Origin of the sequence: Massilia sp. CCM 8734 (genome assembly GCF_011682155.1) — a bacterium.
In the GTDB taxonomy this organism is placed as follows: Bacteria; Pseudomonadota; Gammaproteobacteria; order Burkholderiales; family Burkholderiaceae_D; genus Telluria_A; species Telluria_A rubra.
In genome coordinates, this window is sequence record NZ_WHJI01000008.1 from 25,897 (window position 1) to 38,057 (window position 12,161).

At 62.8% G+C, this 12,161-nt stretch carries 12 protein-coding genes; 4 read left to right on the forward strand and 8 right to left on the reverse strand.

The window, feature by feature from the left end:
* Nucleotides 1–74: 74 nt before the first annotated feature.
* Nucleotides 75–1,133: an alpha/beta fold hydrolase gene (locus tag F2P46_RS09590; RefSeq protein WP_229509193.1), complete on the forward strand. Its 1,059-nt coding sequence runs from the start codon at nt 75–77 to the stop codon at nt 1,131–1,133.
* Between the two features lie 48 nt (nt 1,134–1,181).
* Entirely contained in the window at nt 1,182–1,364 is a 183-nt protein-coding gene (locus F2P46_RS09595; RefSeq protein WP_166888113.1) for a hypothetical protein, read from the forward strand.
* A gap of 445 nt (nt 1,365–1,809) precedes the next feature.
* Here the strand turns inward: F2P46_RS09595 and F2P46_RS09600 are convergent, their stop codons facing one another.
* Complete coding sequence (locus F2P46_RS09600; RefSeq protein WP_166888116.1) at nt 1,810–2,790, reverse strand: chemotaxis protein; 981 nt, start codon at nt 2,788–2,790, stop codon at nt 1,810–1,812.
* Between the two features lie 474 nt (nt 2,791–3,264).
* On the opposite strand from F2P46_RS09600, the gene F2P46_RS09605 reads away from it, so the two are divergent.
* Nucleotides 3,265–5,121, forward strand: coding sequence for a sensor domain-containing phosphodiesterase (locus tag F2P46_RS09605; protein ID WP_208296562.1), 1,857 nt, complete (start codon nt 3,265–3,267; stop codon nt 5,119–5,121).
* Here the strand turns inward: F2P46_RS09605 and F2P46_RS09610 are convergent.
* Nucleotides 5,078–6,328 carry a PQQ-dependent sugar dehydrogenase gene (locus F2P46_RS09610; RefSeq protein WP_166888119.1) on the reverse strand — a complete coding sequence of 417 codons (1,251 nt, stop codon included), beginning with the start codon at nt 6,326–6,328 and terminating at the stop codon, nt 5,078–5,080. The two genes, F2P46_RS09605 and F2P46_RS09610, sit on opposite strands and share 44 nt — an antisense overlap.
* Before the next feature lie 258 nt (nt 6,329–6,586).
* Here F2P46_RS09610 and F2P46_RS09615 point away from each other — a divergent pair, with 258 nt between their 5' ends.
* Entirely contained in the window at nt 6,587–8,158 is a 1,572-nt protein-coding gene (locus F2P46_RS09615; protein WP_166888122.1) for an oleate hydratase, read from the forward strand.
* Between the two features lie 38 nt (nt 8,159–8,196).
* Here F2P46_RS09615 and F2P46_RS09620 read toward each other — a convergent pair whose 3' ends face one another.
* The 6 genes from F2P46_RS09620 to F2P46_RS09645 form a co-directional block, all read right to left on the reverse strand.
* Nucleotides 8,197–8,676 carry a GNAT family N-acetyltransferase gene (locus F2P46_RS09620; RefSeq protein ID WP_166888124.1) on the reverse strand — a complete coding sequence of 160 codons (480 nt, stop codon included), beginning with the start codon at nt 8,674–8,676 and terminating at the stop codon, nt 8,197–8,199.
* A gap of 10 nt (nt 8,677–8,686) precedes the next feature.
* The gene (locus F2P46_RS09625) at nt 8,687–9,016 is read right to left on the reverse strand and encodes a DHCW motif cupin fold protein (protein WP_166888127.1); all 330 of its coding nucleotides are present in this window, start codon (nt 9,014–9,016) and stop codon (nt 8,687–8,689) included.
* A gap of 177 nt (nt 9,017–9,193) precedes the next feature.
* Entirely contained in the window at nt 9,194–10,012 is an 819-nt protein-coding gene (locus F2P46_RS09630; RefSeq protein WP_229509194.1) for a Crp/Fnr family transcriptional regulator, read from the reverse strand.
* Between the two features lie 186 nt (nt 10,013–10,198).
* On the reverse strand, nt 10,199–10,885 hold the full coding sequence (locus tag F2P46_RS09635) for a hypothetical protein (RefSeq protein WP_166888130.1): 687 nt from the start codon (nt 10,883–10,885) through the stop codon (nt 10,199–10,201).
* Between the two features lie 243 nt (nt 10,886–11,128).
* Entirely contained in the window at nt 11,129–11,512 is a 384-nt protein-coding gene (locus tag F2P46_RS09640; RefSeq protein WP_229509195.1) for a DUF2195 family protein, read from the reverse strand.
* A 111-nt stretch (nt 11,513–11,623) separates the two neighbouring features.
* Nucleotides 11,624–12,118, reverse strand: a complete 495-nt coding sequence (locus F2P46_RS09645) for a hemerythrin domain-containing protein (RefSeq protein WP_166888132.1) — start codon at nt 12,116–12,118, stop codon at nt 11,624–11,626.
* Nucleotides 12,119–12,161: the final 43 nt, after the last annotated feature.

Sequence of the window (12,161 nt, forward strand, 5' to 3'; positions counted from 1 at the left end):
CACAGACCGGCGTCGACCGCGACAGGCACAGTACGTCCACGACAGCCATTCATCCACCTGCCGCAGGACACTCAATGCCTTACAACCGCACCGCCATGCCGCATCGCATTTCCACCCACACCGAACCGGGCACGCCCGGCTGGGGCAGCATTGCCCTGCTCGCCGCCGCCGCAGGCCTGGCCGCGTCGATGGTCTACGTGCATGCCAAAAAGCGCGAAGCCGAACAAGCCAATCCCGCGCAAGGCCAGGTGATCGAGGTCGACGGTGTGCGTTTGCACTACCTGGAACGTGGCGAAGGAACGCCGCTGGTGCTGCTGCACGGGAATGGATTGCATTCGGATGACTTTGCGCTCAGCGGCCTGCTCGACGCGGCGGCCGAATCGCACCGCGTGATCGTATTCGACCGGCCCGGATTCGGCCACAGCGAACGCCCGGGCGACACCAGCTGGACGCCGGAAGCCCAGGCGCGCCTGATCTACAAGGCCTTGCGCGCGCTGGGCGTGGAGCGCCCGGTCATCGTCGGGCATTCCTGGGGCGCCCTGGTGACGCTGGCGCTGGCGCTGGACTACCCGCGCTACGTGCGCGCCATGACGCTGGTGTCGGGCTATTACTATCCGACCATGCGCCTGGACGCGCCGCTGGCCGCCGCCCCTGCCCTGCCGCTGCTGGGACACGTGTTGAGAAATACGGTAGCGCCGCTGCTTGGACGGCTGATGTGGCCGGCCCTGGCGCGGCGCATGTTCGGCCCGGCACCGGTGCCGGAGCGCTTCGCTCACTTTCCCGCATGGATGTCGCTGCGGCCGGCGCAACTGGGCGCCAGCGCAGCCGAAAGCGGCATGCTGATGTCGGCGGCGGCGCGCCTGTCGCAGCGTTATGGCGAGCTGCGGTTACCGATTGCGGTGCTGGCCGGTTGCGGCGACCAGATTGTCAGTGCCGAGGCGCACGCGGTGCGTTTTCACAAGGATGTTCCGCACAGCGACCTGCAGCTTGAAGAAGGCTGCGGGCACATGCTGCATTACGCCCATCCGGACGCGATCATGGCGGCGGTAGCCAGGCTCGAAGTCGGGGCACGTGCGGGCTACGCGCATATTCCCGGGTGGGCTCAGCAAGATACGGGGGCGACGCTGCATTAGGCAGCGCCGCGCCGAACAGTTTTTTTCACTGCCACAAGGAGATTTACCATGACACAATCGAAATCGAGCGATACGCAGAACAAGCAGTCGGGCAGCCCGGAAACCGAAGCGGACGTCAATTCGGCGGCCGGCAAGAAGGATGACAAGAGCAGCCACGATGAAAAAAGCCGTGTAAAAGCGGGCAAGGATGACGGGGCAGGTGGTGGGGCCAAGCAAAAGCAAAACCACTGATATCGGCCGATGCCGCCCCGTCGTCCCCGCGCAGGCGGGGACCCAAGTTCGTGCCGAAGCGACAGGCTGATTTACGGACTTGGATCCCCGCCTTCGCGGGGACGACGCGGCGGTGGTTCCCTATCGCGGCGGTGGTTCCCTATCGCGGCGGTGGTTCCCTATCGCGACGGTGGTTCCCTATCGCGACGGTGGTTCCCTATCGCGACGGTGGTTCCCTATCGCGACGGTGGTTCTCTACTAAGAGCCTATTCTTGTAGGCAAGGCGCCGCTTGCTGCCGGCCCCTCGGAAGCGGGGACGGCGTTGCTCGTCGTAGCATGGCTAGCCATGCGTCCTCCTCCCGCCTTGTCCGCGCTCCCGCTGGACCGGCATCCAGCTACGCTCCCTACAAGAATTGGCTCTAAGGCGGCGGTGGTACCTTAAAACCGCGCCGTGACCGTCGCCTTGTCACCCCCGCTTTTGCGGCGTGTTACTTTTCGCCAGCGTCTTGCGCAGCAAGGCCGCCAGTTCCACCGGCACGAACTTGGCAATATACGCGTCCGCCCCCACCCCATTCACATGATTTTCATTGGCCGCGCCCGACAGCGAGGAATGAATAATCACAGGAATCGTCGAGAAGCGGCTGTCCTGCTTGATGTTGCGCGTGAGCGTAAACCCATCCATCTCCGGCATTTCCAGGTCGCTCAGCACCAGCGCCACCTTGTCGCGCGCCGTTTTACCCTCTTTCTTGGCGGCGATATCGATCGCTTCGAGCTTGTCCCAGGCCTGCTTGCCGGAATTGGTCATCACATACTTCGCGCCCATCGCCTGCAGCGCGTTTTCGATCAGCGCGCGTGCGATCACGGAATCGTCCGCCGCCAGAATCACCTGCCCCTCGGGCAGATTGATCGGCGCGCCCATGCTGTCGACATCCACATCCGGCTCTTCATTGCTGTGCAACTGGCGCAAAATCGATTCCACATCGAGCACCTGGGCCAGGCGCGTGTTCGGCACGTCCCCATCGACCTTGGCAATGCTGGTCACCAGCGCGCCGCTGGCGGTTTTGTCGCCCGGCAGCACCGAGGTCCACTCCAGCCGCACAATTTCTTCCACCGCCTCCACCGCGAACGCTTGCGTGGTACGGGCGAATTCGGTAATCAACAGCAGCTTGAGCCCCGACGCCGGAATGCATCCCACCACTGCCGGGAGATTGATGACAGGAATAATCTGCTCGCGCAAATTAACAACACCCAACATATGCGGATGAGAATCCGCAATCGGCGTGACGTGCGGCATCGCGACGATTTCACGGATCTTGAACACGTTGATCGCATACAGCTCGGAGTGCTTGCCTTCGGCATCGCCACCCAGGCGGAACAGGAGCAATTCCAGCTTGTTGAGACTGGTGAGATTGCTTCTTTCGTCGATATCCTGTTGAACGTTATTCATTTTTTCCTTTTCCCTGCGCCCGGCTGGGGCGGGCTGCGGCAACTGTGTGAGCGCGTTGTGCTGCGATGACGCGAACCTGGCGTTCTGATGCATCGGCGGGCTTGGGCCGACAGGCGGAGCTGGTCGATCCCGGGGGATGGGGGATCAGGGTGAGAGGTGAAGCATGCAACGCCGGCAAACCGGCGCTCCAGTCCGATCGATTATACGGGTAAATATTCCTCCCGCATCATCAGCGTTCACCCCAAGCGACCCGGTTTGTTGCGCCGTTCGTACGTTTAATGCTGTGAGGCATTAATTTTCTTTCGATGCTACAATTTGTTTCATGCGCCGTGACCCGCTTTTCCCCGGCTTGTGCGGCCTGCCTCACGTTTTCCCGATGCCCATTTCCTGCATCATTGCTTTGTTAACAGTGACAACGAGCGCGCCGAATGACATAGCGTTCACGATGTGGCCCAGCGCTCCGGGCAAAAAGGCATGACTATGAATACCCGCAATGAAACCGACCGCCTGTTGGCGCTGCGCAAACTCAACCTGCTCGACAGCGCCCCCACGGAAGCGTTCGACCGCATCACGCGCATGGCGGCGCGCGTGTTCGGCTTGCCGATCGCGGCCGTGTCGCTGACCGACAGCGACCGCCAGTGGTTCAAGTCACGGGTCGGGGTGGCCCATACCTCGATTCCGCGCATCAAGGCGCCCTGCGCCAGCGTGGCCGACAGCGGCGCCATGCTGGTGATTGACGACCTGCATGACGATGCGTTTTTCCGCGACAGCCACCTGGCCCACAGCGGCGTGCGTTTCTACGCCGGCGCCCCGTTGATCACCAGCGACGGCTTCAACCTGGGTGCGATATGCGTGCTGGGCCTGGAGCCGCGCGCCATCAGCGCCACCGAACGCGACGCGCTGACCGACCTGGCGGCCATGGTCATGGCCCAGATCGAGCTGCAGCACACCCTGGGCCGGGTCGATCCGCTCAGCGGCATGCCGAATCGCAAACAATTTATCGAAGACTACGCCGACCTGCAAATGGACCGTCCGCATGGCGAGCAGCGCGTGGCGGTGCTGGTCAACATGGCCAACCAGGAGCAGCTCAACAACGCCGCGCGGGTCATGGGCGCCTCGTATTTTGATGACCTGATGAACGAGGCGATCATTTCCTACCGCGCCGTCATGGGCGACGAGCACAAGGTGTACCAGCTGGCGGCAACCCAGTTCATCACCATCGCCCCGCCCGGCACCGGCGATGGCGCCGGCGACGGCGCTTACCGGGCGCGCCTGGCGCACTGGCTGGGCAACCGCGCCGAATGGAGCACCTCGCGCTTCGTGACCACGCCGGCGATCGGCATCGCGCCCTTCCAGCTGGGCCGCACCGATTGCCTGGACGTCTTGCGCATTGTCCAGAACGCCATGCAGGACGCGCACCAGACCGGCCAGCTGATCGGCACCTATTCCTCCGCCCAGGATGACGCCTATCGCCGCCGCTTCACCCTGCTCAACGCTTTCGACGCGGCGCTGGGCGACACCAGCCAGCTGCGCCTGGTCTACCAGCCGCGCATCGACCTCATCAGCGGCGCCTGCATCGGCGCCGAAGCCCTGTTGCGCTGGCGCCATCCCGAGCTGGGCGACGTGCCCCCCGGCGAATTCATACCCGTGGTGGAACAGACCTCGATGGTGCGCGCCGCCACCAGCTGGGTGCTGCGCGAGGCCGTGCGCCAGCTGGCCGCCTGGCACGGCGCCGGATTGCAGTTGCAGATGTCGGTCAACGTTTCGGCCGCCAACCTGCTCGAAGCCGATTTTGTCAGCACCGTGACGGCCCTGCTGAACCAGCACCGCATGGCGCCGGGCTGGCTGGAACTGGAAGTGACGGAAAGCGCGATCATGGAAAACCAGGGCACCGCGCTGGCCACCCTGGCCGCGCTCGACCAGGCCGGCGTGCGCCTGGCGATCGACGACTTCGGCACCGGCTACAGCAGCCTGTCGTATCTGCAGAGCATGCCGGCGCACGTGGTCAAGATCGACCAGAGTTTTGTACGCAACATGGCGGGCGGCGAGCGCAACCGCACTCTGGTGAACACCATGATTTCCCTCTCGCACGAGCTGGGCTTTCGCGTGGTGGCGGAAGGCATCGAAACCGATGACGTGCGGCAGTTGCTGCACGACCAGGGCTGCGACGAGGGCCAGGGTTACCTGTTCGCCCGGCCGCTCGCGCCCGACGAGCTGTTCGCCTGGTGCGCCCGGGCACAGGCCAGTGCAGCGGCCAGCGACGCCACCCCGCGCGCGCCGTGGAAGCCTATTTGCCCGGCGCCGGCGCCGGGGATGCGTACTGCAACCTGACTACCCGTCCGCTGTGGTCCTCGACCAGGTAAATCGCGCCGTCCGGCCCCTGCTTGACATCGACCGGCGCGCCGGGCGCCTGCTTCGGCCTGGGGCCCCAGTCGCTGATCAGTTCGATCGTCTTGCCCAGCGGCGCGCCCTGCGCATCCGGCAGCAAGGCCACCAGCCGGCGCCCATTCGCGCGGTAACCGTGGTAGCCGATGATCAGGCTGTTCTTGTATTGCGCGGGGAACATGTTGGCCGTGTAAAAGGTCATGCCCAGCGGCGCCGCATGGGCCGGCAGCAGGCGCAGCGGCGCGCGGTAAGCGCCGCACTTGGCGTCCGGATACTCCGGGCTGGCCACATTGTTATCGTAGCAGTAAGGCCAGCCGTAGTTGCCCTTCGCCTCGATCAGGTTCAACTCATCGTGCGGCAAGTCGTTATCGTTCTTCAAGCCCTTCATGGCCGCCTGGATCGCGTCGCGCGAGTTTTCGCCCTGCCACAAGGCTTGCGTGGTCGGGTGGACTGCCAGCGCCATCGAATTGCGCAGCCCGGTCGCGTGGACTTCCCAGCTTTTGACGGTGCCGGCCGGCCATTGCATCTGATACTTGCGCAGCACGCCCAGCGCGTTCGCCCCGCTAGCTTCCGCGCACGGCTTGCCCGCATCCGGCGCCTTGCCATCCTTGCCTTCGCAATGGTCGCTGCCTGAACCGACATTCACATACAAGTCGCCCTTGGCGTCGAAGCGCATCGCGGTCAAAGGATGGCGCCCGATGCCGGGCAGCGCCGGCGTGCCGGAATTGCCGCCGATGACATCCTTGACCGTGCCTTCGGGATCGCGCGGATCGAAGCGGAAGATGCGCTTGATCGCGCCCACATACACCAGGCCGTCGGGACCGAGAACGATGCCGTTGGGGCGGTCGATTTTCTTCATCAGCAGGGTTTTCTGGAAACCCGCCGCGCCCGGCTTGAGCAGCCAGACGCTGCCCTGGTTCGGCTGCCAGCCGCCCAGGTCGACCACCAGCACGCTGCCGTCGGCCATCGGCTGCACGCCGCGCGCGAACTTGAATCCCTGGCCGATGATACCCGCGCAAAAACCGGGCGGCGTGGTGACCACCAGGCGTGGCGCGCCGCCGCAGGTGTCGGCGGCGGCGGCGCTGCCGGCCATCAGGAGCATGGCGGCGGCCAGCGCCGGGCGAACAAGCGTGCGGGAGTCAAAAGGCGTCATGCGGCATCCAGTCAGAAAGGTGCTGGAATTATAGAGGATTGCATGCACGCAGCATTTCCAGCCGCATTACTTGAGCGCGCCCTCTATTAATGCTTTGGCAATTTTGATGTGCATCAATTTTTTTGGGGCGCTCGCATGCGATTCTGCATGCCTCCGGACGCATGCTGCGTCGCAACAAATTGCTGATGCCAATGTCGTCCGGAACCACTTGTCCGGATTGCACCGGACACCGATGCACCTTTTTTGGACGACTCCCCTATGAACAAGAATGTAAAAGCCCACCTGCTTGGCGGCGGTATCGGCTCGCTTTCCGCGGCCGCGTTTATGATCCGCGACGGTAATGTTCCAGGCGCAAACATCCGCATCTACGAAGCGGCTCCCCAGCTCGGCGGCAGCCTGGACGGCGCCGGTTCCCCCGAGCACGGCTACTCGCTGCGCGGCGGCCGCATGTTCACCTTCGATAATTACGAGTGCACCTGGGACCTGTTCAAGTCGATCCCCTCGCTCGCCGACGAAAACAAGAGCGTGTTCGACGAAACCGTCGACTTCAACGAACTGCACAAGTCGCACTCGCAAGCGCGCCTGGTCGACATGCGCCGCGCCATTGTGCCGGTCACCTCGATGGGCTTTTCGATGCACGACCGCGCCCAGTTGCTCAAGCTGAGCCTGGCCAGTGAAGACACGCTCGGCGCCGACGCCATCAGCGACTGGCTCGACCCGGCGTTTTTCGAAACCGAGTTCTGGTTCATGTGGGCCACCACCTTCGCCTTCCAGCCATGGCACAGCGCGGTGGAATTCAAACGCTACCTGCACCGCTTCATGCTGGAGTTTTCGCGCATCGAAACCCTGGGCGGGGTGCGCCGCACGATCTATAACCAGTACGATTCGCTGGTGCGTCCCCTGCAGGCATGGCTGCAACAGCAAGGCGTGCAATTCATCCTCGACTGCAAGGTGACCGACATCGCTCACGCCACGGTCGACGGCAAATTCGTCGTCACCGGCTTCGAGTGCCTGCATTCGGGCAACAGCGAGCACGTGGACGTGCCCGCCGGCGACCTGGTGTTCTTCCAGAACGGTTCGATGACCGACGCGTCCAGCCTGGGCAGCATGACCAGCGCCCCCGAAAAACTCGACAAGACCGACAGCGAAGGCTGGACCTTGTGGGAAAAGCTGGCCGCCGCGCAACCCGGCTTCGGCAATCCGGCCGCGTTCAACAGCAGCATCGCCGAATCGTACTGGGAGTCGTTCACGGTGACCTTGCAGGACCCGCGCTTCTTCGACAAGATGCAGGCGTTCAGCGGCAACGAAGCCGGCACCGGCGGCCTGGTCACGTTCAAGGATTCGAACTGGTTCATGTCGATCGTGCTGGCGCACCAGCCGCACTTTGCCAACCAGCCGGCCGGCGTGCAAGTGTTCTGGGGTTATGGGCTGTCGCCGGACCGGATCGGCAATTTTGTCGCCAAGCCGATGTCGGACTGCACCGGCGAAGAAATCCTGCGCGAGCTGTGCGGCCATTTGCGCTTCGATCTCGACGCGGTGGAAACGGCCAATTGCATCCCTTGCCGCATGCCCTACATCACCAGCATGTTCATGCCGCGTGTGCACAGCGACCGTCCGCTGCCTGTGCCGAAGGAATCGAAGAACCTGGCCTTCATCAGCCAGTTCGTCGAGGTTGCCGATGACGTGGTGTTCACGGTGGAGTATTCGGTGCGCGCCGCCCAGATGGCGGTGTACGAACTGCTCGACATCCAACGCGAAGTGCCGCCGATTAAGCAGCACGATCACTCGTTGAGCACGCAGTTCGAAGCGCTGTTCAAGGCATTGAAGTAATTAAGTACCACCCCCGGCCGCCGTGCCGGGGGCGCATTCTACCCCGCGCCGGACAGGTGCTTTTCCATCTCAACGCAGTCCAGCGCAACGCCGCTCGGATGCGCATATACCGCATTACGCAGGTCGACAAATCCTGCCGCCCTATAAAACGCCACCGCATTGAGCGAGGCCGATAAATGCAAGTGCGTGCAGCCACGCTCGATCGCCATCCGCTCCAGGACGGCCAGCATCATCTTCCCGATTCCCCGTCCGCCCGCCCCCGGATCGACAAACACCGCATCGACCGCGCCCGTGCTCACATCCAGGATGGCGTAGCCCAGCATCGCGCCCTGCTCTTGCGCGATCACGGCGCCGCCCTTGCCCACCAGCCCCGGATACGATAGCGGCGCCGGCGCCGCCGACCACGGCCCGATCACCTCGGGCGCATAATGATCGCGACAACCGTGACGAATCGCGCGCGTGCGCAGCGCCCACATGGCGTCGATATCGGCCAGCTCGGCCGCACGCAATGCCGGCATGGCCCTCGCCTCAATCGACAATGAACAGTTTGGCGCCATCGCGCGTGGCGGAGCGATGCGCTTCGGCCTTATCGGCGACCTGGTAACTGACGCCCGGCGTGAGGATGAACTTGCGGCCGTCGGCCAGTTCGCTTTCGAGCTCGCCCTCGAGGCATAACAGGATATGTCCCTTGTCGCACCAGTGATCGGCCAGGTAAGCGGCGCTGTACTCGACCATGCGCACGCGGATGGCGCCGAACTGGCGCGTCTGCCACCAGGCCATGCCGGTTTCGCCGCGATGCCCGGTGCGTTCCACGCCGGCCCACTCGGTAATGCCAAAGGGAATATCTGAGATGTTCATGCGCATGCCTAATCGAATGCCGTGAAAGAGGAAGGGACGCGGCTTTTTCGCGTCCGTCACGGCATAAAATAGCATGGAGATGGAAATGGCGCTCGGGCGGGCCAGCGCTCGGCCGGCCCGCAAAATGAAGATGGCGGCGCGGGCGGTGATGTGCTGTCCGCGCCGCCAGGAAAACAGTCAGGCGTTGTTCCAGGCGCTCGCCTGCATCTGCTCGAAACCGATCTTGCCGGCGCGGTAGCAGGTGCCGGCGCACTCTTCCAGGCCGGCACGGTCGACGATGGCGACGGTGCCGCGACGATATTGAATCAGGCCGTCGGCTTGCAGCTTGCGCGCGGTCATGGTGATGGTTTCGCGACGCACGCCCAGCATGGTCGCCATGGTGTCTTGCGTGACCTTGATTTCGTCCGACAGCGAACGGTCGAGGCGGTCCAGCAACCAGCGGCACAGTTTTTGTTCGATGGTGCAGTGACGCCCGCCCACCACGTTCTGCGCCAGTTGGGCGAACATGGCGAAGGTGTAGCGCATCAGCAGCTGGGCCATGGCGCCACCGGAAGCGACCAGTTCGCGCAGCACGCTGCTTTTCAGGCGGTAGGCGTAACCGGCGGTCTGCACCACGGCGCTGCAGGTAGCGCGTTCGGCATCGTACATCGCCAGGCCCAGCACGCCTTCACGGCCGACCACGCCGATTTCGGTGGTGGCGCCATCTTCCATGACGTACAGCAGCGAGACGATGGCGTTGGTCGGGAAGTAAGCGTAGTCGAACTTGCTGCCGAAGTCATACAGATGCTTGCCTGCTACCATCGGTACCAGTTCCAGGTGCGGGAACAGGGCTTCCAGGTCGGTGCGGGACAAGGCACGCAGCAATTCGTTTTGCTGTGCGCCGGCGACGCTGATCATCGGCTTGACGGCGGCCGGCTTGGCTACTCCCCCCAGGGCGATGGTGCGGATAGCGTTGCTGGCGTTGCTGTTCAAGTCGATATTTTGCTTGCGGTACATGGTAGGCCTCGGTGTTTGTCAGGTTCAACTCATCAATGGCTCTACTGTAATGGTCGGTCACAAAAGCAACCATCGGACCAGTGGATGACACGCTGTAGGCATGAACAATGACGCTTTGTCATCTAAGTCCTACGCGACGTCAGACAGACACGCGGTGCCGGGGCCGCGTCCGGCACCAGGTAGTGCTCACGGCGCGGCGGCAGGGCTGGCAAGCGGCGCGGCGGGCGCACGCCGCACGGCGTCGATGCGGATCATCAGCGGGTGAAAATACCCGCGCACGATCAACGGCTCGCGATCGCGCAAGGGCGGCTGTACTTCATCGACGCAGAGCGATGTCGTGCTCGTTTCAAAGCGCAGGATCGTCTTCGCCTCGCGCTTGCACATGTGGCATTTCGGCCCTGTGCATTCACGGATCGCCTGCGCCTGGAACGTGCGCTCTTCCACGGGCGGCGCGCCCAGCATCGCGCACAGCCATAGCGCGCTCATCATCCAGCCAAAAAATACCAGCCCCACCAACACGTGCAAGGTCAGGCGCTCGTGCCACGGAAAACGTCCACCCGGCCTGACGGTGCCGTGCATGCCCCTGTCGATATCTCGTTGCGCCCTGCGCGTGAGCCCCGGTCCCAGCATGATGTTGGCGACAAAGGCCGCGCCCAGTCCCGCCCATAGCGACACCGGCATGAAAAAGACCCGCCAGAAACCGACGATGTAAATCAGTCCCGGCAAGATCGCCAGGACGATGACTATGCCGCCAAAGGGCGCATCCGGAGTCGCGGTGAGTCTTGCTGGCTTGTACATGAGAGATGATTGTTGTAAAAAACTACATTCTACAATGCACCGGCAGGAGCCCTTGCATGTCCGGGCAACGATCATCGGCCGCGTTACGCACCGGACCAGTCGTTCAAGCAAAAGCAATAGCGGAGAGATGCAGCCCCATGCCGGCCGTCGAGCGGCAGGCCAGGGTGTGAGGATGGCAGTACGGGCGGTGGTGTGCCCCGTACTGCCAGGAGACTCATGGCAACGTCGGGGGATAAAATACGCGCAGCGGAGACTGCGCGGCGAGCGCGGATTCGACCCGCATCAGGTGACGCACGATGTTCTGGCAAGCGCCCAATCCTACAAAGGACCGGCGCAGGACAATTTCACCTGCACTTTCCTGTTCGCGACCACCTTCGGTTCGGATGCCAGCACAAATGTTTTCGCACCGCCACTTAGAAGCGCAATTGATCCGCTCTGCAAGATTTGCCTCTCTCTGCCCATGTCGACACTGCTCGTATAGCTTGCCACGGCCGAGAGACATCGGCACTCGGCGATGGATTTGCTCATCTGGATATTTGTGTTTGCCAACACCAGATTCGATTGCGTCGAGATTTTCACGTCGGTGATCGTGACACAGTCGCGCAAATTATTCTGAAACGTCACTTCCACCGCATGCGCACTGCTAACAGCGGCGATACCGCTTAACGCTGCCAGCATTATGCGCTGGATCAAGTTATTCAAGAGTCCCCCCATTCGTCACCCGATCCACGGCAAGACCTGCCCATCAAACGCCATATCGACGACCACAAACGCTCCCCATATTAACCCATGAAGTATTTACACTTTAACACTTCATGTCGGCGAAATTGAAATGTCTGTATTTTTACATTGAGTACCGGCGACATCCAACGTCTGGCGGTACGCCGTCATGCGCGCGCCGAGCGCCACCAGGTCCAGCTTGCTCTTGCGCAGGCGCGGGAACATCTTCTCTTCTTCTTCGCGCGCGTGGCGCGTCACCTGGTCCCACAGCACTTTGACCGTGGCGTCGTACAATTCGCTCTCCGGCTCCATGGCGCGGATGCGGTCGATCAGTTCGCGCGCGCTGGAATGCTCGACGATAGCCTGGGCGATCATTTCCCCATCCTTGAGCACGCTCATTGCCGCCGGGTACAAGATCTCCTGCTCCAGCAGCGCATGCACGGTCAGGGCGTCGCAGATGTCGGTCGCGATGCGTTTCTTGCTCTCCGTCGAGCGCGAACTCAGGCCACGAAACTGTTCGAACAGCGCGGTAACCTCTTCGTGGTCGACGATGAGTATCTCGATGGCGTCGTCTTGCATGCTTTTCATGGTGGTTCCAGTAACACTGAGTAGTTATAAAATGATACCAAAA